Consider the following 23,778-nt stretch of genomic DNA (forward strand, 5'->3'; position numbering starts at 1 on the left):
CCCGGACGGTGACCGACACGCGATGCCGTACGACGGATCGTACGGCATCGCACCGTCGGGTCGACCGGGTTGTCAGCAGGGGCCGTCGTCGGCCCACGGACCCCACTGGCCGCTGGAGGCCGGGTTCTCGTTCAGGGTCCACCACTTGGCGTGGTACTTGTGGCTGTTGTAGGAGACCTTGTTGCCCGCGGTGTACGTGGTGGTGGCGCTCCACGCGGGGTCGGTGCAGGTGCCCGGCGGGTTGCTGGTCGGCGGGTTGCTGGTCGGGGGCTGGGTGGTGGGCGGCGTGGCACCGGCGAACTTCACGGTGAACTTGGTGAAGTCCCAGTCGTTCTGGGCGACGCTGGAGCACGAGCCGGACAGGCCCGGGTCGACGGTGCCGGGGCACTGGCGGTCGCGGTTGACCGACCAGTAGGTGTAGCGGGCCAGCTTGTGCGCGGTGGCGAAGTCCAGCACGGTCTGGAAGTCGGCCTGCCGGAAGTACTCGGCGGCGTCGGTGCGGCCGTTCATCAGCGAGACGCCTTCGTGGGCGTAGGCGTTGGCCTCGGTCCAGCCGAAGGTGGTCTGCAGGATCTGGTTGAACTTCACCAGGGCGTCGGTCTGGGCCGCCGCGCCGTTGAAGCCGCCGTCGAACGGCATGATGGAGTAGTTGTTCGGCGTGAAGCCCTGGGACTTGGCCTCGTTGAGCATCTGGGTGCCGAACCAGCCGGTGCCCGCGTTGGTGCCGGCGGTGGTGATCGAGACGTACAGGCCCGGGTTGTTCTGCTGCAGGATCCGGGCCGCGCCGATCTCGTTGTGGATGGCGGCGGTGTTCTCGTACTCGGGCTCCTCCAGGTCGAAGTCGATCGCCTTGAGGCCGTACTTGGTGATCACCTTCTGGTAGCCCGCGGCGGTCGCCTCGGGGGTGCCGCAGGTCTGGCCGAGCTTGGTGCCGCCGTAGCCGCCGACGGAGACCGAGACGTCGCCGCCCTTGTCGCGGATCTTCTTGATGACCGCGGGCATGGTGGTGTCGGAGTCGATCGAGGAGGTGCCGCCCCAGGCGGGGGAGCAGCTGTTGCCCTGGGCCAGGATGAAGGCCAGTTGGAAGGCCTTCTGGCCGGTGGCGTCCATGACGGCGGCCGCGTCCGGCGGGCTGTTGTCCTCGGGCATCAGGTACGGCGCGGAGGCGTACCAGTTGGAGCCGAGGGTGGCCGCGGTGGCCGGCTCGGCGGCGGTGAACGCGGCGACCGCGCCGGCCAGGAGGCCGAGGGCGGAGAGCAGTCCGACCGCGCCGCGGCGCCGGCGGTGCCGCGCGGGACGGGCGGGGGTGGGGGACGGTGGGGGCGTTGCGCGTTCCATCGGGGGACCCTCTCCAGGAAGCGGGCGAGGACGGGCCCGGCCCGTGCGCGGGCATGGGGGTGCGCACGGGCCTGGCCGCGGTCGGGGACCAGGCCGTGGTGGACGTGAGGTGAGCTGCCCACTGGTATAGACCTGCGGCGGGTCCGCGTCAACCTCCTTGGATCACACCGGAGTCGGTCAGCCCACGGCGGTGAGGCGGAAGGACTGGGCCGCGCCGCCGGTGCAGGACCACTGCTGCAGCCGGGCGCCGTCCGCGGTGGAGACGTCGGTGACGTCCAGGCACTTGCCGCTGGACCGGGAGACCAGGGCGTACGTGCCGCCGGCCTGGGCGACCGGCTTCCACTGCTGGTTGGCGCCCGAGGACCACTGCCAGGTCTGGATCTTGGCGCCGTCGGCGGTGGAGGCCCCGGTCACGTCGAGCACCTGGCCGGCGCCCGCGGCGTTGCGGTTGGTGATCCGGTACCAGCCGCTGTCGGTCGGGGCGAACTGCCACTGCTGGTTGGCGCCGGTGCCGCAGGCCCACTGCTGCACGGCGGTGCCGTTGGCGGTGCCCCACCCGGCGGCGTCCACGCACTTGCCGGAGTTGAGGTTGGCCGCGGTGTACCAGGCGGTGGGGGAGATCGGCCCGGAGGACTGGCCGGGCGAGGGGGACTGCGTGGGACCGGAGACCGGCGCGCCGGGCCAGGTGAAGGTGGCGACCGCGCCGGCCGGCAGGTCGTAGCTCAGCGAGCGGCCGCTGTCGCTGATCGAGAAGTGCTGCGAGGAGCCGGTGGCGTTGAGCACCACCGCGCCGCGCGAGCCGTCGGGGTTGAGGAAGGCGACGTTCTGCAGCCCGCCGCTGCCCTGGCTGGTCGAACCGATGCGGTGCGCACCGGACTTCGTGAACTTGGCGATGTGCCCGAGCAGGTAGTACTCGGCGTTGCGGGTGTACGCGTTGCCGTTGATCTCCACCACGCCGTTGCAGTTGGTGGCGCAGTTGCCGTACTGCGGGCCGCCGTTGGCGTCCAGCGCCATGTTCCACAGCAGCACGGTGCGGCCGCCGCTGCGCAGGTTGCGGATCACCAGGTTCTCGGTCTGCCACTTGAGGGTGTCGGCGAAGGTGCGCGACCTGTCCGCGGAGTCGGTGCCGGAGCACTCGGTGAAGTAGACGGCCTTCCCGGTGTCGTACACCTGCTGCTCGGCCTCCGGCTGACCGCCGTAGCAGTGGAAGGCGGCGCCCTTCAGCCGGGCCACCGAGGAGGCCCGGGAGAGCACCGAGAGCGGGTAGCCGGCGTTGTCCCAGTTGTGGTCGTAGGCGTACACCTCGGTGCCGAGGCCGGCCGCGGTGAGCCTGCCGTCCAGCACCTTGATGAAGTCGGCCTGCTGGGCGGCGGTCATCCCGGTGGAGGGGTAGCCGGTCTCGAACTCGGGCTCGTTCTGGACGGTGAGGTCGCTGATCGGGGCGCCCGCGCCCTGGTACGCCTTGACGGCCTTGACCAGGTAGTCCGCGTAGTCGCCGTAGTTCTCCGGCCTGAGGGCGCCGCCGTTCAGGGAGCCGGAGGACTTCATCCAGGCGGGGGCGGACCACGGGGTGCCCATGATCCGGATCGCCGGGTTGACCGCGCGGGCCTGGGTGACGGCGGGCAGGATCTCGGCCTGGTCGCGGGCGATCGAGAAGGACCCGCGGGTGTCCTCGTAGGTGTAGAAGGGCAGCTTGGCGACGAAGTCGGAGGCGCCCAGCGGTTGGCGCAGGTAGTTCAGGCCGATGCCGTTCGGGCCGAAGAGGTCGTTCATCAGCGCCGAGCGGTTGGAGCTGTCCAGGCCCGCCACCAGGTGCGCGGCGGACTCGGTGAAGGAGGCGCCGAAGCCGACCAGCGGCTGGCGGACGTCGCCGGCGTCGACCGCGATGTCCAGCGACTGCGGGGTGCCCGAGGAGAACGCCGCGTCGGCGCCCCGGGTGAGCCGGCTGGACCCGTCGGCGGTGGTGATCCAGACCTGGGCGGTGGTGTCGGCGGCGTGCGCCGCGGAGAGGGTGGTCAGTCCGGTGGCGCCGAGCGCCAGGACGGTGCCGGCGGCGAACAGCCGGCCGAGCGGGGTGCGTTGCATGGTGCGGCTCCTGGTGTGGGGGAGGCGGGGGCCGTACGGGTGGTGGTTCAGCGGTACAGGCGGAGGTCGGCGATGCTCCACCAGGCGCCCGCGGTACCGGTGCTGGTGATCCGCAGGTGCCGGGTGCGGGTGCCGGGCAGGTCGACGGTGGTCAGCTGGCCGGTGCCCGTACCGGTCGCGAGGGTGCGCCAGTGGGTGCCGTCCTCGCCGGCCTCGACGCGCCAGCCGCGGGCGTAGTCGCCGAGGTTGTCGCCGCTGTCCAGGGCGAGCCGGTCGAAGCGGGTCGGCCGCCCGAGGTCGACCTGGAGGTACTGGCCGGGTGCCTGGGCCTGCCCGCTGGACCAGCGGGTCGAGCCGTCGCCGTCGAGGGCGGCGGCCGCGTCGGTGCCCGCGGGCAGGGCGGTGGCCTTCGCCCCGTCGAGGGGGATCTCCCGCTCCTGGGAGCGCAGTCGGTGCGAGGCCGGCCAGGTGAAGGTGGCCAGTGCGCCGCCCGGCAGGGTGTACTCGAAGCGCTGCCCGCCGACGGCCACGGCGAAGCTGCGCGGGGCGTCGTTCTCGTTGTGCACCACCAGTGCGGTCGACCCGTCCGGGTTGCGGAAGGCGACGTCGGTCAGCTGCCCGTTCCAGCCGGTGGTGCCGTAGTTGGTCGAGGCGATCCGGACCGCGCCGGGCCGGACGAACTTCGACAGGTGGCCGATGGTGAAGTACTCGGCGTCGGTGGTGACCGTGCCGTCCGGGTGGACGGTGAGCAGCCCGGTGCAGGTGTCGCAGCCGCCGAGGTGCGGGCCGCCGTCCTCGCGCAGGGCGATGTTCCAGTTGACCACCGACTTGGCCCAGTTGCGGGGTGCGCCGACGGTCAGCGTGCGGGCGTGCCAGGTGAGCGTTCCGCGGAAGATCTGCTCGGGGGTGTCGTTCGGCCCGTGCGAGCCGGAGCACTCGGTGAACCAGACGCCCTTGTCGGGGTGGGCGGCGTGCAGCTTGCTCTGCGCGCCGGGGTCGCCGGCGTAGCAGTGGTAGGCGGTGCCGGCGATCCAGCGGGCGGCGTCGCTGTCCAGCAGCCGGTACGGGTAGTCGGTCTGCGGGTCCTCGCCGGCCGGGGTGGTGGAGACGTCGCCGGGGTGGGTGGTCCAGTTGTGGTCGTAGCCGAGGATCTTCGTGCGCTGGCCGGCCTGCTCGAGCAGCGGGCCGAGGATCCGGATGACCGCGAGCTCCTGCTCGACCGGCAGGTCGGTGCCCGGGTAGCCGCCGGGGCGGCGGTTCTGCGGCTCGTTCTGCAGCGAGAGGTAGTCGATCGGCACGCCGGCCGCCGCGTAGGCCCGGACGAACTCCACCAGGTAGCGGGCGTAGGCGTCGTAGATCTTCGGGTCGTCCTTGAGCCGGCCGCCGATCAGCGAGTCGGTGGTCTTCATCCAGGCGGGCGGCGACCACGGGGTGGCCATCACGGTGAGCTCCGGGTTGAGCCGGCGGGCCTCGCGCAGCAGGGGGAGGACCCGCTGCTCGTCGCGGGCGATCGAGAAGTGCGCCAGCGGGAAGTCGGTCTGCCCGGCCGGGACGTCGTCCAGGCTGTAGTGCTCGGTGGCGGCGGTGAAGTCGGAGGAGCCGACGGGCTGGCGCAGGAAGCTGACGCCGATGCCCTGCTCCGGGTCGAAGAGCTGCCGCATGGCGCGCTCCCGGGCGTCCGGGGCGAGTCCGGCGAGGACGGCCGCGGCGGAGTCGGTGAGGGCGGCGCCGAAGCCGTCCATCGACTGGAAGGTCTGCTGCGGGTCGACGGTGATGGTGGTGCGGTCCGAGCCGCCGGGGGCGAAGGCGACCGGGTCGCGGTGGTGGAGGAGTTCGGCGCGGTCCGGGGTGGTGACCCAGACCTCGGCGAGGGCGGGGCCGGGCCGGCGGGCCGCGGCGGCGGCCTGGACCGCGGTGGTGCTGCCCAGCAGGCTCAGCGCCACCGCACCGGCGGTGGCGGCGCCGAGGACGGGTCTGTTCATGGCTCTCCCTGTAACAAAATGAAACATTTGCAGCAAATCCTGTGCTGCGATTAGGTAAACGGCGGCGCTGTTCGCTGTCAATAACTAGCGCTACGATGGGAGTTGTGAAACGAAACGATGTAACAAATGGCTAGGCCGCGTTCCACGAAGGTGACGGTCCGGGAGGTGGCGGCGGAGGCGGGCGTCTCGATCGCCACCGTCTCCCGGGTCCTCAACGGCCAGGCCGTGGTCACCGCCGGGACCCGGCAGGCGGTCGAGCAGGCGGTGGAGCGGCTCGGCGGTCCGGCCGCCCGGCCGCCCGCCCGCCCCGGGGCGGTCCTGGTCCGCTGCCCGTACCTGCTCACCGACTACTTCGGCGTGATCCTCTCCGCCGTCGCCGAGGCGCTGGACGCCCACGGGCGGCAGCTGGTGCTCAACGCGGGCGAGGCCGCCCGGGACGCCCGGGTGCTCGCCGAGCTCCCGGGCCGGCGCGACATCGCCGGCGCGCTGCTGATCCTCCCCGTGGAGGAGAGCGAGGAGCTGGCCGAACTGCGGCGCCGCGACGTCCCGTTCGTGGTCATCGACCCGCGCACCCCGGTGCCGCGGGACATCGCCGCGGTCTCCGCCGCGCACTTCGCCGGCGCCCGCAACGTCGCCGCGCACCTGGTCGGCCTCGGCCACCGCCGGATCGGCCTGATCAACGGCCCCAGCGAGTGGCTCGCCAGCAGCTCGCGGCTGGCCGGGCACGCCTCGGCCCTCGCCGAGGTCGGCGTCCTGGTCGACCCGGCCCTGGTCGCCTCCATCGAGCCCACCAGCGACTGGGGCCACACCGCCGCCCGCCGCCTGCTCGACCTGCCCGAGCGCCCCACCGCACTGGCCGCGTTCAACGACAAGGCCGCCGTGGGCGCACTGCGCGCCGCCCACGAACGCGGCCTGCGGGTGCCCGAGGACCTCTCCGTCACCGGCTTCGACGACCTGTACCTCAGCCGCAGCTCGGTGCCGATGCTCACCACCGTCCGCCAGCCGCTGGAGGAGCTCGGCGGCATGGCGGTCAGCCTGCTGCTGCGCCTGATGGAGGGCCGGACGGTGGAGGCGCTGCACGTCGAGCTCGCCACCGAACTGGTCGTCCGCGGCTCCACCGGCCCGGTGGCTCAGCCCTCGGCGGGCCGCTCGATGTAGGTCTCCAGGCCGCGCAGCAGGGTCTCGATCTTGAAGACGAAGCGCTGGTCGCCGTCGCCGGTGACCAGGGTGTCCGCCATGCCGCTGAGCACCGGGTAGCGGTCGGCCGGCAGCGCGTGCAGGTAGCCGCGGATGGACTCGAAGTACGCCTGGGGGTCCTGCCCGGACATCTTCCCGGTGTAGAGGGTCGCCTCGTACGCGTCGACGTCGATCAGCTGGGCGAGCGCGTCCAGCGCCCAGGCGGCCTGCTGGCCCGGGACGCCCGCCCGCAGCAGCAGGTCGAGCAGGAACTCGGTGAAACGCAGCTGGTTGGGCCCGAGCGGGATGGCGCCGAGCGAGACCAGCGAGATGTCCCGGTGCGCGGTGAAGACCTTCTGCGCGGCCAGCGCGATCTCCAGCACCTGCTCCTTCCAGCGGGCCGGCTCGGGCTCCGCGGGGAGCGGGATCTCGCCCGCGATCCGCTCCAGCATCAGCTCGCAGAGCTCGTCCTTGTTGGAGACGTGCGCGTACAGCGAGGCCGGGCCGGTGCCCAGCTCCTGGGCGACCCGGCGCATGGTGACGCCGCCCAGGCCCTCGGCGTCCAGCAGCCGCACGCCGGTCTCCACGATCAGCTCCCGGCTCAGGGGCTGCCGGGGCTCGCCCTTGCGCGCCTTGTGCCAGGGGATCTCGGGCATCGCCGACGTCGACATGGGCCACCTGCTTTCGCTGCTGTGCGGTCGACGAACATCGTACCTCCGACGAACGCCGTTCGGGCGGACGAACGGTGTTTGACAGATCTCCGCGCGACGCGTAGAACAGTGTTCGTCGCAGCAAACGCTGTTCGTACGTCCTTGGATTCCCCCTGGAGCACCCGGTGTCCGACACGCCCTACAAGTGGCGATGGGTCGCGCTCTTCGTGATCCTCGCCGCGGAGGTCATGGACCTCCTCGACTCGCTCGTCACCAACATCGCCGCCCCCGCCATCCGCGCCGACATCGGCGGCGGCGAGTCCACCATCCAGTGGCTCGGCGCGGGCTACACCCTCGCCATGGCCATCGGCCTGATCACCGGCGGCCGCCTCGGCGACATCTTCGGCCGCCGCCGGATGTTCCTGATCGGCGCCGTCGGCTTCACCCTCGGCTCGATCGCCTGCGGCCTGGCCCAGGAGCCCGACCAGCTGATCGCCGCCCGGGTCGTCCAGGGCCTGCTCGGCGCCGTCATGCTGCCGCAGGGCCTGGGCATCCTCAAGGACATCTTCTCCGAGAAGGAACAGGCCACCGCGTTCGGCATGTTCGGCCCGGTGATGGGCCTGTCCACGGTCGGCGGCCCGATCCTGGCCGGCTGGCTGGTCGACGCCGACCTGTTCGGCACCGGCTGGCGGATGATCTTCCTGATCAACATCCCGCTCGGCCTGTTCGCCGTCGCCGGCGGCCGCGCCTTCCTCCCCGAGTGGAAGAGCGCCCGCACCGTCCGCCTCGACCTGCTCGGCGCGCTGCTCGCCGCCGGCGGCTCGGCGCTGATGGTCTACCCGCTGGTCCAGGGCCGCGAGCACGACTGGCCGGCCTGGGCGTTCGTCCTGATCGGCCTGTCCGTCGCGGTGTTCGGATTCTTCGGCTGGTACGAGAAGCGCAAGAGCGCCCGCGGCGGCGACCCGCTGGTGGAGCCCAGCCTGTTCGCCAAGCGCGGCTTCAGCGGCGGCATGGTGCTCGGCCTGATGTTCTTCTCCGCCATGACCGGCTTCTGGCTGACCTTCAGCCTCTACACCCAGCTCGGCCTGCACTACTCGCCGTTCAAGGCGGGCCTCACCGGCATCCCGTCCTCGATCGGCATGGTCGTCGCCTTCGTCCTCTCCCAGGGCCTGCAGCGCTTCGGCCGCAAGGTGATGCACGCCGGCCTGGTCGTCATGGTGCTCGGCGTCGGCGGCCTGATCCTCACCCTGCAGCTCGCGGGCGCCGAGGTCACCCCCTGGCAGCTGATCCCCGCGCTGACCGTCTCCGGCTTCGGCATGGGCCTGGTGATGGCGCCGTTCTTCGACACCGTGCTCGCCTCCGTCGAGCCGCACGAGACCGGCTCCGCCTCCGGCACCCTCACCTCCGTCCAGCAGCTGGGCGCCGCGCTCGGCACCGCGATCCTCGGCACCGTCTTCTTCGAGCGGATCAAGTCCACCGACTTCGTCAAGGCCGAGCAGTTCACCCTCGGGGTGGAGATCGCCATGCTGGCCGTCGTCTTCGCCGCGGTCTTCCTGCTGCCCCGGCACGCCCGGCCGCAGGGCCACGGCGAGGCCGAGGCCGCCGAGCCGGAGAACCGGGCACCCGCCGAGGCCACCGTCTGAGCCGAATCCGGTACGTCCCCACACCACCGAGGTGCCCCAAGCGCCGCCCCGCCCTCCACCGGGGCGGGGCGGCGCCGCCGTCCGTCCGGCCCCCTACGATGACGCCCATGGACACTGGGGGGCCGGCCGACCGGCTGATCGACGGACGGTTCGAACTGCTGCAGCGGCTCGGCGGCGGCGGCATGGGCGTGGTCTGGAAGGCCCGCGACACCGCCCTGCACCGCGAGGTCGCGCTCAAGGAGGTCCGGCCGCCCGACCCCGCCGTGCTCGCCGCCGACCCGGCCGCCGCGCACGAGCTCCGCGAGCGCGTCCTGCGCGAGGCCCGCGCCCTCGCCCGCCTCCAGCACCCCAACGTCGCCACCATCCACCACATCGTCGACACCCCCGACCTGCCCCACCCGTGGCTGGTGATGGAACTCGTCCCCGGCGGCTCCCTCGCCGACCGGATCGCCGACGGCCCGCTGAAGGCCGCCGAGGCCGCCAGGATCGGCCGCGGCGTCCTCGCCGCCCTGCGCGCCGCGCACGCCGCCGGCATCCAGCACCGCGACGTCAAGCCCGGCAACGTCCTGCTGCGCCTCGACGGCACGCCCGTGCTCACCGACTTCGGCATCGCCGCGATGACCGAGACCACCAGCCTCACCGCCACCGGCGCGCTGATCGGCTCGCCCGAGTACATCGCCCCCGAACGCATCCGCGGCAACGAGGGCGACCCCGCCTCCGACCTCTGGTCGCTCGGCATGACGCTGTACGTCGCCGTCGAGGGCCACCACCCGCTGCGCCGCGCGACCACCTTCGCCACGCTGGCCGCCGTCCTCGACGAGCCGCTGCCGCCGCCGGTCCACGCCGGCCCCCTCGGCCCGGTGCTCGCCCGGATGCTCGGCCGCGACCCCGCCACCCGGCCCGACGGCGCCGAGCTCGACCGGCTGCTGGCCGCCGCCGAGCAGGGCCCGGCCATCGCGTACTCCTCCACCGAGCGCGACACCGGCCGTCCCACGATCACCCCGGGCCCGCCCGCCGACCCGTCCACCCCCTGGCCGACCGGCGGCCAGCAGCCCGGCACGCCGTGGCCCGCCACCGGTGCGCCCGCCTTCGGCGCGCCCGCCGCAGGCGCCGGCACGCCGTGGCCGGCGCAGTCCGCGACGGGTCGGCCGACGCCGTGGCCCGCGCAGTCCGCGACCGGGCAGTCCACCCCGTGGCCCGCGCAGTCCGTCACCGGGCAGTCCACCCCGTGGCCCGCCCAGTCGCCCACCGCGGGCGGTGGCTTCCAGGGCCCGACCGCGGGATCGGCGTGGGCCGGCGGCCCGACCTCCCCGTACGACGCCCACCCACCCGCCCCTGCCCGCAAGCGCGGCGGGCTGACGACCGTCGCGCTGGCCACCGCCGCCGTGGTGGTCGTGGCGGGCCTGGTCTGGACGTACAACCGGGAGACCGGCAACCACGGGGGCCGCAGCAACGACGCCGGCGCCACCCAGAGCCCCGGCGGTCAGTCCACCGGCAACGGGACCGGGACCGGGACCGGGACCGGGACCGGCGGCGGAGGCTCCGCCAAGCCCAGCAGCACGCCCAAGACCACCACCGGCAAGGTGGACCTGCTCACCCCCGCCGGCCTGAACACCGCCGTGGCCGCCCTGGAGGCGCAGATGGGCGGCAGCAAGGTCGACGAGCTGGTGGTCTACCCCGAGTACGCCAGCGCCAAGGCCCCGACCACCGCCGACGCCAAGCTGTACGACACCTGGCAGTACCGCAACGGCCGCGCCGCCAAGCTGGAGCACTTCAGCGGCACCTTCAGCTCCAGCGACAAGATCATCGACCTGGGCGTCTACGACTGGAACATCGTGCCGTCGCTGATCGAGCAGGCCGAGAAGGCGCTGAACATCCCCAACCCGACCAGCCGCTACCTGATCATCGACGCCTGGAGCGAAGGCCAGCCCACCATCCGGGTCTACCTCGCCGACGCCTACGGCAGCAGCTACCTCGCCGCCGACCGCACCGGCAAGGTGATCAAGGCCTACCCGCGCTGACCCGAGCGCCGTAGCCGCTCCGTCACCGCCCGCTCCTGGCGTTCGGGCGATCCGTTCTGTTCACTGGGAGTGTCCGGTGGGGTTTCCCGGCAGAACGGAGGGCGTGCCATGGAATGCCCGCACGCACCCGGCTTCCACGCGGCTGTCCGGGCCCGGTACGGCGCCGCGGCCCAGGAGTTCGGACGGCTGGTCGCGGCCGTTCCGGAGGACCGCTGGAGCGCTTCCACACCGTGCCCGCGGTGGACGGTCCGTGACCTGGTCAACCACGTCACCGCCCAGCACATGTGGGTCTGCCAACTGCTCGGCGGTTACACGGCGGAGCAGCTCGGCCGCCGCTTCGAGGGCGACGTGCTCGGGGTCAACCCCGGCGGCGTCTGGCGGAGCGCGGCGCACAGCGGCGCCGACGCGCTCGCCGCACCCGGCGCGCCGGACCGGCTGATCCACCCGCCGTACGGACTGCGCGACGCCGGCGGGTACGCCGTCGAGCTGATCGCCGAGACCGTCGTGCACTCCTGGGACCTCGCCCGCGCGCTGGGCGAGCCGGGGCGGATGGCGCCGGAGGCCGCGGTCTTCGCGCTCAGCGAGTTCCGCGGCTACCGCAACCTGGCCGCGACCGGGCTGTTCGAACCCGCGCTCCCCGCCCCGGCGGGCGCCGACGCCCAGACCCGGCTACTCGCCCTGACCGGCCGCGACCCGGCCTGGGCCGCGCTCTGAGAGCCGGCGGCAGGCCCTGGAGATCGGCCCCCGGCGCCCGGTTCTTGAGCGTCTTCGGTTCCGGTCACGCCGGTTCGGCTCGGCGTCGTCGGAGTTCGTCCAGTCCTTCGGTGCCTTCTTGGACGTAGGCGGGGAGGCGCTGTTCGCGGGCGAGGTCGACGGCGGACTGGAGAACGGTTGCGGCCTGGTCCAACTCGTCGAAGTGGAGGTGGGTGCGGCCCGTGATCAGCAGACAGCTGGTGACGCTCTTCAGGTTGCCGATCTGTTCGTTGATCTGGAGGGCCTCGTCGAGGGCGGCCAGCGCCTCGTCGCGGCGGCCCAGCCCCCGCAGGCTGTCGCCGAGGTTGGCCAGGGCCACGGCGATGTTGTACGGGTTGCCGTGCTGCCGCCAGATCTCGACCGCCCGCCGGTACCCCGCCTCGGCCGAGACGAAGTCGTTCAGCTGCAGGTGGGCAGACGCCATGACGGTGACCAGTACGTTGTCGTCCTCCGGGACGCCGAGTTCGAGGGCGCGCTGACCGTGGACGAGCCCGGCCGCGCCGTCGCCCATCTGATTGTGAAGAACGGCGAGATTCCTGAGTACGCGGGCCGCGATGTCGTCGCGGCCCGCCTGTTCGGCTCTGTCCCCGAAGCACTCGGAGGTGCACTCAGGTCGATCTGGAGATCCTATTGTCCATCTGTTGCCCCGGGCCCGGGCGTGGTCTCGCGGGTCGTTGGTGCGGGCCGGCCGGTCGGCCGGCGGTCGGCGAGGAGGAGGGCGGTGACGCTGCCCGCTTCGGTGATCCGGCCGTCCAGGGCCATGGCCAGGGCCTCGGCGAACGGGCACTCCCGGACGGTCAGCTCGCCCTCGGTGTCGTCCGGGGCGCGGCGGCCCGGGTGCAGTTCGGTGGCCCGGAACAGGTGCACCACCGTGGAGCTCGCACCCGGCAGCGGGTGGACGGCTCCGAGCGGCTCCCAGTGCCGTGCGAGCAGGCCGGTCTCCTCCTCGAGTTCGCGTCGGGCCGCGGCCTCCGGCAGCTCGCCGGGCTCGATCCCGCCGCCTGGCAGGCTCGGCATGCGCCGGCCGGTGAGGTAGAACTCGTCCTCCACCAGCACGATCCGCCCCTGCCCGTCGAGCGCGACCACCCGCACCGCGTCGGCGACCTGGACGTGCTCGTACGCGTACCCCGGGGCTCCGGGGGCCTCGACGGTGTCCCGCAGCAGCCGCAGGAACCGTCCCGTGTGCAGCACCTCGCGGCCCGTCCTGCGCCACCGGCCCTCCGCCGCCATCCCGCGCCCTCCTTCGGCTCGCCGCGCTCCGCCGCCCCGAGCCTACGCGCCGCCCGGCCGCCCCGGGCCGTTCCACCGGTCGAAATCCCGTCCCCGCCGACGGCCTTCCCTGCTAGGGTCCGGCGGTTCGGTGACGATCAGGGGGAGGACCGCAGGTGCACCTGCAAGGATGGGCGAGGCGGAGCGGGGCGGGGCTGCTGGCGGCGGCGGGACTGGCCGGGTGTACCGGCGGGGGCGGCTCCTCGGAGGCCGTGGCCGAGGCGGACAAGGCGCCGGCGGTCGCGGCCATGTCGGCCCCGCAGGTGGTCCGCACCGGACGGCAGGCCCTCGCCGACGCCCCGTCCTTCACCTTCAACCTGGCGGTGGGCGTCCGCAGCTACCGCTTCCCGACCGTGTCGGTCACCGCCGACCGCTCGGGCCACTGCACCGGCACCCTCGCGGGCGAGTCCAGGGGCCCGGTGGAGGTGCGCCGGATCGGGCAGCGGGCCTGGGTCAAGGGATCGGCGGACTTCTGGAAGGAGTTCGAGGGCTCGCAGAGGGCGGCTGCCCCGGCCCGGCTGGCCGACCGCTACGTGCTGGTCCACCGGGGGTACAAGCCGCTGGACGACCTGGTCGCCCGGTGCGACCCGGAGTGGATCCTGGACTTCCTCGACGAGAACATCGGCGGCGAGGAGCAGGAGAAGGTCGGCTCGACGACCATGAACGGCACCGACACCCTGCAGGTCCACAGCGGCACGCCCGGCCAGGGCGCCGAGCTGTACGTGGCCACGACCGGTACGCCGTACCTGGTGAAGCTGGCCCGCCAGGCCGGCCCGCGGGCCTCCACCGTCTCGTTCAGCGCCTTCGGGGAGCCGGTGTCCGTCACCGAGCCGCCGGCCGCCGAGACGGTCGACCTCGTGGAGGCCGTCACGGCCGCCGCCTGACAAGGCGCGGGGCCCCGCGGAGCGGGTGCTCCGCGGGGCCCGTCGGCGTGGCGTCGGGTCAGCCGATGGTCCAGCGCTGGAGGGCCGAGCCGGTGTCGGTCTGCTGGGTGACCAGCGCGCCGTTGCCGCTGGAGGCGGTGGTCAGCGACAGCCCGCTCTTCTGGCTGGTCACCTTGTAGCCGCCGGTGGCCGCGGTGACGTTCCACCGCTGGTTGGAGCCGCCGGTGCAGGCCCACTGGATGATCGCCGCGCCGGCCGCGGTCGAGCCGCCGTTGACGTCCATGCAGAGGTTCGACTCGCCGTTGACGATCTGGTAGCTGCCGTCGGCCTGCTGGGTGAGGACCCAGTTCTGGTTGGCGCCGCCGTTCGGCGACCAGACGACCAGCTGGGTGCCCTGCGTGGTCGAGTGGTTGGGGTTGTCCAGGGCCTTGCCGGAGGCGACCAGGGTGTGGGTGCCGTTCAGTGCCGTGTTGACCGACCAGGTGAAGGCGGCCGAGCCGCCGGCCGTCCCCGAGGAGGCGGTGACCGTCACGGTGGAGGCGCCGGTCGCGGTCGGCGTGCCGGTGACGAGCCCGGCGGAGCTGATCGACAGTCCGGCGGGCAGGCCGGTCGCCGACCAGGTGAGCGCCTTGCCGGCCGAGTCGGTGCCGGAGAGCTGCAGCGAGACCGCGGTGCCGACCTTCGTCGACTGGTCGCCCGGGTTGGTGACGGCGACCGTCTCCTGCGCCGAGCCGACCGGGGTGAGGGTCAGGGTCTGCTCGGCGGCCGCCCGGCCGCCGCCGACCGCGGTGCCGCTGCTGTCGGTCCAGCTGCGCACCGGCGTGGTCTCGGCGGGCCGGGCGCTGTCCGAGGACAGGCCGAGCACCAGGCCGCTGTACCGGTTGACCAGGCGGAAGGTGCCGCCGGAGGAGTTGGCGATCACGAACCACTGCTGGCCGACGCTCGGCCCGCCCTGCCCGGCCGCGGTCACGGTCGGCTTGGCGCCCCAGGCGCGGCCCGCCGTCCCGGTGGCGGGGACGCCCAGCAGCTGACCGGTGGAGCCGTTGGTGATCCGGTACGAGCCGTCGCCGTTGGCCGCGAAGGTCCACTGCTCCAGCGCCGAGCCGGTCGCCGCCGCCACCGAGGTGGTCGCCGAGGAGCCCGAGACCTGGGCCAGCACCCGCCCGCCGCCGCTCGCGATCCGGTAGCTGCGCGAGAGGTCGACCGGCGCGGCGGCCGGCGCGGAGGAGTCGATGGTCAGGTTCACGTACTGGCCGGACGCGCCGCCGGAGCAGCCGAAAGCGCAGTACGAGCGGAAGGTCTTGCCGACGATGGTGGAGCTGGTCCGGTTGGCGCCGTCGAGGAACCACCGGTACCAGGACGCGGTGTGGTAGCTGCCGCTGTCGCCGATCGGGTACCACTTCTGGCTCGCCAGGTCGTCGGTGGCGTAGTACTTCTGCGGGGCGTTGCCGCTCTGGTCGACGGCCTGCGGCTCGCCGATGTACAGGCCCAGGTAGGCGTTGTACGTGATGTCCATGACGAACAGCGGCGAGGTGGGCGGCATCTTGCCCGCGGCCACCTGCTGGTCGCTGGTCCCGGTGTTGGCCGGGTTGTACTCGCCGGAGGCCGGGGTGTAGCCGGTGGTGCTGGAGCCGTCGACCGGCACCATGTTGGACTCGCGTCCGCCGACGCCCGCCTCCGTCCAGGCGCCGTTGTACCACTTCTGCCAGGAGCCGGGCGCCATCTTCCCGGAGATCGGGGCGCGGGCCACGTGCTCGTGGAAGGCCTTCCAGCCGCCGGACTTGTCGACCACCCGGGAGCCGTAGAAGACGTAGAAGTAGCCGGAGGCGGCGTCCACGAACAGGCGCTGGTCGCCGTCGCCGTAGTAGTACGTCTGGTTCGGGAAGGCCGCCGTGTCACCGCGCTTGGTGCTGTACGGCGAGGTGATCACGTGGTCCTTGATCTTCCAGGTCCTGCCCTGGTCGGTGGAGACCGCGTAGTCGATCGCGTCGTAGTGCAGGCCGTCGCCGAAGGGCTGCGGGGTGAACTCGTTGTGCACCAGCCCGTACCAGTCGCCGGTGTCCGGGTCGATCCACACGCCCGACAGGTCGCAGTAGTTCTTGTGCGCGTAGCCGCTGCCGGCGGGCGCGTTGGTGGCCTCCAGACCGGTGGGGGAGTTGTTGCAGCGCCAGGTGGTGTCGTTGTTGCGGTCGCTGGAGTTGGCCGGGTTGACGTAGTTGCTGACGGTCGCGTTGCGGCTCGCGGTGTCGAAGTCGGTGCCGGAGAAGAAGTCCCAGTAGCGGACGTCGTTGGTGCCGTAGAGCGCCGCCGACTGCTGGAACCAGAAGGTGCCGTCCTTGTCGATGTACGGCACGGCCGGGGTGTCGGTCGGGTGGCCGTAGGTGACCGGCGAGCCGACCGAGATCGAGAAGGTCGCCGCGGACGGGGGAGCCGCGGCGGCCGGCGGAACGGCAGCGGCCAGCGCCAGGGTCGCGGCGGCGACCCCGGCGGCCAGGGTTCGGTGCAGGAGGGTGGGCACGGGTACTCCTCGGGTGACGGTGCGCCGACGTGGGGGAGCGGCGGGTGTGCGAGCCCCGGCCTGGGGAGCTGATGCTCCGAGTTGCGCACTCCGCGTCAGGAGACGGCAACTTCGAGCACACCGTGGCAGCCCCTCGCGGACACCGTCAAGGGGTGGGCGGCCGGTGGACGCAAAACGGCCCCGACCGGCACAAAAGTCCAATCGGGGCCGACAGCTGTCCTTTGACGCCGCGCCACCCACCGGCCCAGACTCGGGGGACGGCGAACGCGGCCGCCCCCGGGGTGCGAGCCCGGGGGCGGCCGTCCGTCAGCCGAGCCGCTCCGCCAGCAGAGCCGATCCGTCAGCCGAGCTGCCAGGACACCTCCGCGACGTCCAGCTCGGCCGTCCCGGCGGTGTAGAGCATGAACGGCACCGCCACGTGCCGCAGGTCCGTGCCGATCGCCGCCAGCTCGGCCAGCGGCACCGCGACCTCCGTCCACTCCTCGGCCCCGGCGCCGGGCAGCCAGGGCGCGAGGTCCAGGCCCGGCTGGGCGGGGAAGTCGTCGTGGCAGGCCAGGTGGAGCGGGGCCGACGGCGCCTGCCGCACCCGCACCGAGAACCGCAGGCTCCCGCCGCCGTCCAGGTACCCGCGCAGGTCCGCCGGCTCGCCGCCGGGCGCCTCCGCGTACACGAACGCCTGGTACCCCTTGAACACCAGGTTCAGCCCGGCCCCGGCCGGCAGCGGCGTCGACCGGACGATCAGGCAGTCCGTCACCCGGTCCAGGTGGACGTCCTCGCGCGACCAGGTGTTGTGGCCGCCGATCCGCAACCGGTACGGCGTCCCGTCCGCGTCCAGCACCCGCAGCGGCCCGTCGACGGCGGGCGCCGGCGGCGCCGGCTCCGGCACGTGCGGCTCCAGCGGACCCGCCGGGGACGCCTCGTGCACCGACAGCCCGTGCCCGACCGCGAAGAGCGGCCGGTGACGCCCCGTCGGCGCGGTCTCCTCCGCCGGCACCCGGTAGTCCGGCAGGTGCGGGGGGATCCGGTTCACCGCGCTGGCGTCCCGGGTGCGCGGCCAGGACGAGGGCAGCCGGCCCTGGAAGTCGTACCGGACCCCGCCCCGCGCGTCCGCGACCAGCACGTCGGCGACCCCCTGGGCGAACGGCCCGGGCAGCCAGGCCACCACGAAGGCGTCCGACAGGTTGATCTCCTCCGTGCAGTACAGCGGCCGGCCGGTGAAGAACACCGTCACCACCGGCACCCCGGCCGCCCGCAGCCGGCGCAGCAGCTCCAGGTCGCGCGCGTAGCTGCGCTTCAGGTCCGCGTACCCGATCGAGCGCCAGGGCTTCACCGTGCCGCGCATCTCCGCGTACGCGTCCTCGCCGAGGCAGACCACCGCCACGTCGAACGCGCCCGGCTCGGCGCTCTCCAGCACCGGGTCCACCGTGCACGTCCCGGCCCCGACCGCCTCGCGCAGCGCGTCCGCCATCGTGGCGCCGCCCGGCAGGTCGGCCCGCTCGACGTCGTCGCCCTGCCAGGTGAGCGTCCAGCCGCCGCACTGCTTCTGCAGGTCGTCGGCCGCGCTGCCGCACACCAGCACCCGGGCGGTGGGGGCGATCGGCAGCACCCCGGGCGTGTTCTTGAGCAGCACCAGCGACTTGCGGGTCGCCTCCCGGGCCAGCTCCCGGTGCTCGGCCGAGCCGATCACCGCCGGGGCGCCGGGCCCGGTCAGCGAGCGCGCGCCCGGCCGCGGCCGCTCCCACAGGCCCGCGCGCATCTTCACCCGCAGCACCCGGCGCACCGCGTCGTCGATCCGCTCCGGCGCGATCACCCCCGACCGCAGGCCCTCCAGCGCGTTGCGGTACACGCTCTGCCAGGCGTCCCGCCCGGCCACCATCAGCACGTCCAGCCCCGCGTTGATCGCGTAGTTGGCGTCGCCCGCCGAGCAGCCCGCCACCTCCGCGTGCGCGTCCCAGTCGCTGATCACGATGCCGTCGAAGCCCAGCGCGCCCTTCAGCACGTCCGTGATCAGGTACCGGCTGCCGTGCACCTTGTGGTTGTACGGCTCCGCCCGGCCCGGCGTGTGGTCGTAGTTGGCCGGGTGCTCCCAGCTGCTGAACGAGACCATCACGCTCTGCGCCCCGGCCCGGATCCCGCCGAGGAAGCCCTGCGCGTGGATGTCCCGCAGCACCTGCTCCTCGCACCGGGCGGTGCCCCGGTCGCCGCCGTCCGCGGTGCCGCCGTCGGCGATCCAGTGCTTCAGGGTGGCGAGCACCCGCTCGTCGGTGCGCAGCGCCGCCGCGTCGCCCTGCAGGCCCTCCACCATCGCCCGGCCGTAGGCGTACCCGAGCGCCGGGTCCTCGCCGTAGCCCTCGTAGTAGCGCCCCCAGCGGCGGTCGCGCGGGTTGGTGACGGTGGGCGCGAAGATCCAGTCCATGCCGGTGGCGGCGACCTCGCGGGCCGTCGCCGCGCCGATCCGGCGGATCAGCTCCGGGTCGCCGGCCGCGCCGAGGCCGATGTTGTGCGGGAAGACCGTCGCCCCGTACACGTTGTTGTGCCCGTGGACGGCGTCGGTGGCCCACAGGAACGGGATCCGGAACGGGCGGCCCTCCCACGCCCGCTCGGCGGCCGACCAGAAGTGGTCCACCATGTCCACCCAGTCCCGGACGGCGGCGTGCCGCTTGCCGTCCGGCCAGATCCCGGCGCCGTTGAGCGCCGAGCCGATCCGGTACGCGCGGACGTCCTCGGCGGTCAGCTGCGCGAGTTCGGGCTGCACCAGCTGCCCGATCTTCTCCTCCGGGGTCAGCGCGGCGAGGATCTCGGCGACCTTCCGCTCGACCTCCGGGTCGGGCGGGACGGCGGACTCCAGGCGCGGCCACTCGGCGAGCGGTCGCAGCGCGGGCAGGGGTTCGTCGGTCACGGCGGCTACTCCACTTCCAGCCGGACGGCGGCCGGCTCGGTGATCCAGAACTCCTCGACGGGGGTGGTGAACACGCGCTGCTGGAACGGCTCCGGCACGACCGGCCGGGTCTGCCCCGGGGCGTACAGCTCGACCTGGGTCCGGTGCGCGCGGAACGCGGCCTGCTTGCGCGGCAGTTGCTCGGTGATGTCCACGGTGACCAGCCGCTCGGCGACCCCCGCTCCGGCGGCGGGCGGGTTGCGGTTGACGAAGGCGAACTCCTGCTCGGTGCGCTCGTCCCACACCACGTACCGGTGGATCAGCGGGGTCAGGTCCAGCTCCGCCAGGCAGGCCAGCACGGTCTCCCCGGTCAGCCGGTGGTCGGCGTTCAACTCCCGCACCTCGTGCGGCAGGTAGACCTCGCTGACGCCCGGGTGCACCCGCAGCACGTCGAGCACCCGGGCCCGGAAGGCCGCCAGGTGCCCGGCCAGCGCGGTGTCCGGGAAGTCCAGGAAGTGCACCGCGTCCTCCGGCAGGCCGAGCTCCTTCGCCGCCGCGCGCGCCTCGCCCCGGCGGATCAGCCGCAGCTCGGCGGGCGCCGGATCGCGGTGGATGCCCAGCACCGCCGAGTGCGACATCGCGCCGTCGGTCGCGAACACGATCCGCACCCGCGCGCCCTCGGCGGCCAGCCGCGCGATCGTGCCGCCGCAGGCGATCACCTCGTCGTCCGGGTGCGGCGCGAACACCAGCACCGTGCCCGCCGAGCGCTCGGTCCGCAGGTACCACTCCGTCCAACTGCCCATCACCGGCGGGGTCATCGCGCCTGCTCCGGCTCGACGCCGCGCACCGCCGTGCCGAACAGCGGGCTCGGCCGGCCCGGCGCCAGGCCCCGCGAACGCAGGATGTCCTCGATCTCCTCGAAGTGGTGGTCCGGCACCAGGTGCGCCACCGGGGTGTCGTACTTCGCCGCGAAGTAGCGGTAGTTGGCGGCGGCCGCGGCCATGTTGCCGGAGTAGCTCTTCTCGTGCGGCACGTGCAGCGAGGAGGCGTCCCGGCGCAGCACGAACCGGGCGCCCGCGGTGTGCAGCCGGTACCCGAGGTCCACGTCCTCCGCGCCCCAGGCCCGGTACGCCTCGTCGAAGGCGCCGACCTCGCGCAGCTGCGCGGTGTTCGCGGACACGTTGCAGGTCCACCACATCAGCCAGGGCGCGGTCAGCGCGCCCAGGTCCTCGCCGTAGCGCGCGTAGTACGTCTCGCGCAGGTCCAGCCACCGCCCCTCGGCGGCGAACGCGGCGATCGAGGCGTCCGGGTCGGCGTGGTCGATGGCCTTGGCGATCAGCTCCCCGTCCTCGTTGCCCTCGTTGAAGCAGAAGACGTAGCCGGTCACCGCCACCGGGCCGTCGGCCGCCCGGTGCGCCGCCAGATGGGCGGCCAGCGCACCCGAGTGCAGCACCACGCCGGAGTCGACCAGCACGCACACCTCGGCGCGGGCGTGGGCGATGCCCACGTTGCGGGCGGCGGCGACCCGGTAGCCCCGGTCCTCCTGGAAGAAGTAGCGCAGGTCCAGCCGGTCGCGGTAGGACGCGGCGAGCTCCGCGGTGGCGTCGGTGGAGCCGTCGTCCACCACGACCACCTCGAACCCGTCGCCCGGCTCCAGCCGCTGGCGCACCAGCGCGTCCAGGGTGTGCCGGAGCAGGGCGACCCGGTTGTAGGTCGGGACGATCACCGTGCAGGCGGGCGGCGCGCTCATGCGGCGCTCCCTTCGTCGAGGGGGTGGGAGACGGGGCCCCGGGCGCCCCGGGCCAGGAACACCAGCAGGCCGGCGGCGGCGGTGAGGCCCGCGCAGACCCAGAACACCTGGCCGTAGCCCGTCCAGGTGGCGACCGTGCCGACGGCGAGGCCGCCGAGGAACATGCCGGTCTTGAACGCGCTCGCGTACAGCGAGGACGCGGTGCCCGCCCGGCCCGGCAGGGCGTCCTGGAGCATCACCACGGGGATGTTCATCACCACGGCGGTCCAGAAGGCGTTGGGCAGTTGGAGCAGCAGCAGGGCGGCCCGGCTCTCCGCCAGCGGCAGCGCCGCGAAGAACAGGGTCGCGCAGACCGTCGCCGCCAGCAGCAGCCTGGCCTTGCCGATCCGCTCCGCCCAGGTGCCCACCGCGATCATCAGCGGGATCTCCAGACAGGCGCTCAGCCCCAGCAGCAGGCCCGCGAAGGCCGCGCTCAGGTGCAGCTCCGAGGTGACCCGCAGCGACAGGTCGATCTGGTACATCATGTTGGCGCCCAGCAGCAGCACGGTCGCCGCCAGCAGCAGCGCGGTCCGCCCGCCCAGCCCGGCGAACGCCCCCCGCAGGCCCGCACCGGCCGCGTCCGCCCGCTCGGGGCGGGCCAGGTACGGCAGGCCCCAGCGGCAGATCGCCGCCGCCAGCAGCGACAGGCCGGCCGCCGCCGCGTACAGCACGGTGAACGACCACTGCGCGACCAGCCAGAACGCCACCGGCGGGCCGACCACCCAGGAGAGCGAGGTGACCGAGCGCAGGATGCCGTTGAAGAACGGCGCGTCCACCGCCCGGTCCTCCGCCAGCTCCCGGGTGAAGGCGAACAGCTGCCCGAAGCAGGCGCCGCCCAGGCCGAAGCAGACCATCCCGGCGAGCAGCAGCACCCAGTAGTCGCGCAGCAGCGAGTAGCACAGCGCGCCCGCCGCGTTCAGCAGCGCGGTCAGCACCAGCACCGTCCGCCGGTCGCGCATCCGGTCCGAGACCACGCCCATCACCAGGTCGGTGCCGATCTCGCCGACCGAGCGGGCGGCGAAGAACAGCCCGATCATCAGCGCGGTGGCGCCCACCGCGTCCTTCAGGAACAGGCTGACGCTCGGCACCACGAACGCGCCCGCCAGGCCCACCACGCCGTTGGCGCCGATCAGGCTCTGCACGGAGCGGTCCGCCAGCAGCCGCCAGCGCCCCGCGGGCGCCGCCGGCGCCAGCTCCTTCACACCGTCCACGGTCATGCCCCCGCCTCCACGTTCTCCCGCTGCCGGTAGGGCAGCCACGGCGCCAGCTCGCGGCCCGCCGGCACCGCCGCGGCCGCCGCCAGGTCCGCCTCGTCCACCTGACCGGCGGCCAGCAGCCGCCGGCCCACCCCGGGCCCCAGCGCGGCGAGGATCCGGTGCCGCACCCCGGCCAGGTCGAGGCGGTGGTCGAGCGCGGCCGGCTCCGGCCGGGCCCGCCCCGGCTGCAGGTGCGCCGGGTCCACCCGGCTCGACACCAGCGTCCAGTACGCCCCGAAGTCCACCGCCGGGTCCGGCAGGCTCCCGCTCAGCAGGCCCAGCCGGACGGTCTCCAGCCAGCAGTCCAGGTAGCGCCGGTCCTCCAGCGCCCCCAGGTGCCGCTCGCACCACGCGGCCCGCTCCCGGGCACCGGGCAGCGCCGCCTTCCCGGTGTGCACCGCCAGCACCCAGCCCGCCACCGCCTCGAAGTACGGGCACGCGGTGCCGAACGCCTCTGTGTCCACCGGGGTGTTGACCACCGCCAGGGTCGGGTCGTGCCGCCAGAAGTGGTGCTCGTACAGGTCCTCGCGGCGCAGCGGCTCGCCGGGCAGCGGCTCCAGGAAGCCGTAGTCCGGCATCTCGTAGCCCAGGCACAGCACCACCGCGTCGTAGCGCCCGGCGGTGCCGTCCGCGAACTCCACCGACCCGTCCGCGGCGAACGCGCCGAACGCCGCCACCGCGCGGACCTCGCCCGCGTGGACCTTCGGCACGATCCGCTCGTTCACGTGCACCGCGCCGTGGAAGCCGCGCTCCGGCAGCAGCCCGGTCGCCCGGTACATCGCCAGGTACTCCGGCTCCAACTCGCCCATCCACGCCAGGTACTCGGCGTACGGCAGCTCCTCCACCGCCACCCGGCCCGCGTACGAGAACAGCGCGTCGTTGTACAGCCCGCCGAGGCTGCGCGGCAGGAACAGCTGCCGCCGCCGCACCGACCAGTCCACCCGCTCCGCCGTGCCCGCCAGGTCGGCGGCGATGTCCGCGCCGCTCACCCCGCCGCCGACCACCAGCACCCGCTGCCCGGCGAACTCCGCCGCGCCCCGGTACGCCGGCGAGGCCAGCACCCGCACCGGCGCGTCCGGGCCGGGCAGCCGGGCGGGCAGCCGCGGGCGCCACAGCTCGCCGTTGGCGACCATCACCGCGTCCACCGCCCCGGTCCGCTCCCGGCCGTCCGGCGTGCGGGCGGTCACCCGCCAGCCGCCGCCGTCCGCGCGGGCCACCCGGACCACCTCGCTGTCGAACTCCACCGCGTCCAGCAGCCCGTACCGCTCGGCGTACGAGTGCAGGTACCCCTGCACCTCGGCCTGGGTCGGGAAGTCCGCGGCGAAGCCCGGCGGGTGGTCCGAGAACGGCATGCTCATCCGCGAACTCTGCATCCGCACCCCGGCGTACACGCCCTCGGCGGCGGGGTTCCAGATCCCGCCGAGGTCCGCGTGCCGCTCGAAGCAGACGACGTCGAGGCCCGCGGCACGGGCCTGCCGGACGCAGGTCAGCCCCGCCGGACCGGCACCGATCACGGCTGTTCGCATGGCGGCTCCA

17 protein-coding genes are annotated in these 23,778 nt (G+C 73.6%); 5 read left to right on the forward strand and 12 right to left on the reverse strand.

Features of this window, described 5'->3' with window-relative positions; translation table 11 throughout:
• Nucleotides 1-72: 72 nt before the first annotated feature.
• The 3 genes from ABEB06_RS36475 to ABEB06_RS36485 all read right to left on the reverse strand — a co-directional run bounded on the left by ABEB06_RS36475 (nt 73) and on the right by ABEB06_RS36485 (nt 5,405).
• Nucleotides 73-1,338 carry a carbohydrate-binding protein gene (locus ABEB06_RS36475; RefSeq protein WP_345701228.1) on the reverse strand — a complete coding sequence of 422 codons (1,266 nt, stop codon included), beginning with the start codon at nt 1,336-1,338 and terminating at the stop codon, nt 73-75.
• A gap of 177 nt (nt 1,339-1,515) precedes the next feature.
• A complete protein-coding gene (locus tag ABEB06_RS36480) occupies nt 1,516-3,423 on the reverse strand; it encodes an RICIN domain-containing protein (protein ID WP_345701229.1) in 1,908 nt (635 codons plus the stop codon).
• A 47-nt stretch (nt 3,424-3,470) separates the two neighbouring features.
• Nucleotides 3,471-5,405 carry a discoidin domain-containing protein gene (locus tag ABEB06_RS36485; RefSeq protein WP_345701230.1) on the reverse strand — a complete coding sequence of 645 codons (1,935 nt, stop codon included), beginning with the start codon at nt 5,403-5,405 and terminating at the stop codon, nt 3,471-3,473.
• A gap of 126 nt (nt 5,406-5,531) precedes the next feature.
• On the opposite strand from ABEB06_RS36485, the gene ABEB06_RS36490 reads away from it, so the two are divergent.
• Nucleotides 5,532-6,563, forward strand: coding sequence for a LacI family DNA-binding transcriptional regulator (locus tag ABEB06_RS36490; RefSeq protein WP_345701231.1), 1,032 nt, complete (start codon nt 5,532-5,534; stop codon nt 6,561-6,563).
• Here the strand turns inward: ABEB06_RS36490 and ABEB06_RS36495 are convergent.
• Entirely contained in the window at nt 6,536-7,252 is a 717-nt protein-coding gene (locus ABEB06_RS36495; RefSeq protein WP_345701232.1) for a TetR/AcrR family transcriptional regulator C-terminal domain-containing protein, read from the reverse strand. The two genes, ABEB06_RS36490 and ABEB06_RS36495, sit on opposite strands and share 28 nt — an antisense overlap.
• A 164-nt stretch (nt 7,253-7,416) precedes the next feature.
• Here ABEB06_RS36495 and ABEB06_RS36500 point away from each other — a divergent pair, with 164 nt between their 5' ends.
• From ABEB06_RS36500 to ABEB06_RS36510, 3 genes are all read left to right on the forward strand, one after another.
• Nucleotides 7,417-8,874 (forward strand): MFS transporter, encoded by a 1,458-nt coding sequence (locus tag ABEB06_RS36500; protein WP_345701233.1) that lies wholly within the window; start codon nt 7,417-7,419, stop codon nt 8,872-8,874.
• Between the two features lie 107 nt (nt 8,875-8,981).
• On the forward strand, nt 8,982-10,895 hold the full coding sequence (locus ABEB06_RS36505) for a serine/threonine-protein kinase (RefSeq protein ID WP_345701234.1): 1,914 nt from the start codon (nt 8,982-8,984) through the stop codon (nt 10,893-10,895).
• Between the two features lie 108 nt (nt 10,896-11,003).
• Nucleotides 11,004-11,609 carry a TIGR03086 family metal-binding protein gene (locus ABEB06_RS36510; RefSeq protein ID WP_345701235.1) on the forward strand — a complete coding sequence of 202 codons (606 nt, stop codon included), beginning with the start codon at nt 11,004-11,006 and terminating at the stop codon, nt 11,607-11,609.
• Nucleotides 11,610-11,673: 64 nt separating this feature from the next.
• Here the strand turns inward: ABEB06_RS36510 and ABEB06_RS36515 are convergent, their stop codons facing one another.
• Nucleotides 11,674-12,159 (reverse strand): tetratricopeptide repeat protein, encoded by a 486-nt coding sequence (locus ABEB06_RS36515; protein WP_345701236.1) that lies wholly within the window; start codon nt 12,157-12,159, stop codon nt 11,674-11,676.
• Between the two features lie 116 nt (nt 12,160-12,275).
• Nucleotides 12,276-12,878, reverse strand: a complete 603-nt coding sequence (locus tag ABEB06_RS36520) for an NUDIX domain-containing protein (protein WP_345701237.1) — start codon at nt 12,876-12,878, stop codon at nt 12,276-12,278.
• A gap of 251 nt (nt 12,879-13,129) precedes the next feature.
• On the opposite strand from ABEB06_RS36520, the gene ABEB06_RS36525 reads away from it, so the two are divergent.
• Nucleotides 13,130-13,801: a hypothetical protein gene (locus ABEB06_RS36525; RefSeq protein WP_345701238.1), complete on the forward strand. Its 672-nt coding sequence runs from the start codon at nt 13,130-13,132 to the stop codon at nt 13,799-13,801.
• 58 nt (nt 13,802-13,859) lie between these two features.
• Here the strand turns inward: ABEB06_RS36525 and ABEB06_RS36530 are convergent, their stop codons facing one another.
• The 6 genes from ABEB06_RS36530 to ABEB06_RS36555 all read right to left on the reverse strand — a co-directional run bounded on the left by ABEB06_RS36530 (nt 13,860) and on the right by ABEB06_RS36555 (nt 23,768).
• Nucleotides 13,860-16,319, reverse strand: a complete 2,460-nt coding sequence (locus ABEB06_RS36530) for an RICIN domain-containing protein (protein ID WP_345701239.1) — start codon at nt 16,317-16,319, stop codon at nt 13,860-13,862.
• 340 nt (nt 16,320-16,659) lie between these two features.
• Complete coding sequence (locus tag ABEB06_RS36535) at nt 16,660-19,218, reverse strand: glycoside hydrolase family 3 protein (protein ID WP_345701240.1); 2,559 nt, start codon at nt 19,216-19,218, stop codon at nt 16,660-16,662.
• A 5-nt stretch (nt 19,219-19,223) separates the two neighbouring features.
• Nucleotides 19,224-20,015: a PIG-L deacetylase family protein gene (locus ABEB06_RS36540; RefSeq protein ID WP_345701241.1), complete on the reverse strand. Its 792-nt coding sequence runs from the start codon at nt 20,013-20,015 to the stop codon at nt 19,224-19,226.
• Nucleotides 20,012-20,947, reverse strand: a complete 936-nt coding sequence (locus ABEB06_RS36545; protein ID WP_345701242.1) for a glycosyltransferase — start codon at nt 20,945-20,947, stop codon at nt 20,012-20,014. The genes ABEB06_RS36540 and ABEB06_RS36545 overlap by 4 nt, the downstream gene beginning before the upstream one ends.
• A complete protein-coding gene (locus ABEB06_RS36550) occupies nt 20,944-22,203 on the reverse strand; it encodes a sugar efflux transporter (protein ID WP_345701243.1) in 1,260 nt (419 codons plus the stop codon). The genes ABEB06_RS36545 and ABEB06_RS36550 overlap by 4 nt, the downstream gene beginning before the upstream one ends.
• On the reverse strand, nt 22,200-23,768 hold the full coding sequence (locus ABEB06_RS36555) for an NAD(P)-binding domain-containing protein (protein ID WP_345701244.1): 1,569 nt from the start codon (nt 23,766-23,768) through the stop codon (nt 22,200-22,202). Before ABEB06_RS36555 ends, ABEB06_RS36550 begins: the two co-directional genes overlap by 4 nt.
• Nucleotides 23,769-23,778: the final 10 nt, after the last annotated feature.

Source organism: Kitasatospora terrestris (assembly GCF_039542905.1).
Lineage (GTDB): Bacteria > Actinomycetota > Actinomycetes > Streptomycetales > Streptomycetaceae > Kitasatospora > Kitasatospora terrestris.

What these genes read in the sequence shown, in the direction of transcription:
- ABEB06_RS36475 (WP_345701228.1), bottom strand. Translation starts at nt 1,338, where the DNA reads ATGGAACGCGCAACGCCCCCACCGTCCCCCACCCCCGCCCGTCCCGCG.
- ABEB06_RS36480 (WP_345701229.1), bottom strand. Translation starts at nt 3,423, where the DNA reads ATGCAACGCACCCCGCTCGGCCGGCTGTTCGCCGCCGGCACCGTCCTG.
- ABEB06_RS36485 (WP_345701230.1), bottom strand. Translation starts at nt 5,405, where the DNA reads ATGAACAGACCCGTCCTCGGCGCCGCCACCGCCGGTGCGGTGGCGCTG.
- ABEB06_RS36490 (WP_345701231.1), top strand. Translation starts at nt 5,532, where the DNA reads ATGGCTAGGCCGCGTTCCACGAAGGTGACGGTCCGGGAGGTGGCGGCG.
- ABEB06_RS36495 (WP_345701232.1), bottom strand. Translation starts at nt 7,252, where the DNA reads ATGTCGACGTCGGCGATGCCCGAGATCCCCTGGCACAAGGCGCGCAAG.
- ABEB06_RS36505 (WP_345701234.1), top strand. Translation starts at nt 8,982, where the DNA reads ATGGACACTGGGGGGCCGGCCGACCGGCTGATCGACGGACGGTTCGAA.
- ABEB06_RS36510 (WP_345701235.1), top strand. Translation starts at nt 11,004, where the DNA reads ATGGAATGCCCGCACGCACCCGGCTTCCACGCGGCTGTCCGGGCCCGG.
- ABEB06_RS36515 (WP_345701236.1), bottom strand. Translation starts at nt 12,159, where the DNA reads ATGGGCGACGGCGCGGCCGGGCTCGTCCACGGTCAGCGCGCCCTCGAA.
- ABEB06_RS36520 (WP_345701237.1), bottom strand. Translation starts at nt 12,878, where the DNA reads ATGGCGGCGGAGGGCCGGTGGCGCAGGACGGGCCGCGAGGTGCTGCAC.
- ABEB06_RS36540 (WP_345701241.1), bottom strand. Translation starts at nt 20,015, where the DNA reads ATGACCCCGCCGGTGATGGGCAGTTGGACGGAGTGGTACCTGCGGACC.
- ABEB06_RS36545 (WP_345701242.1), bottom strand. Translation starts at nt 20,947, where the DNA reads ATGAGCGCGCCGCCCGCCTGCACGGTGATCGTCCCGACCTACAACCGG.
- ABEB06_RS36550 (WP_345701243.1), bottom strand. Translation starts at nt 22,203, where the DNA reads ATGACCGTGGACGGTGTGAAGGAGCTGGCGCCGGCGGCGCCCGCGGGG.
- ABEB06_RS36555 (WP_345701244.1), bottom strand. Translation starts at nt 23,768, where the DNA reads ATGCGAACAGCCGTGATCGGTGCCGGTCCGGCGGGGCTGACCTGCGTC.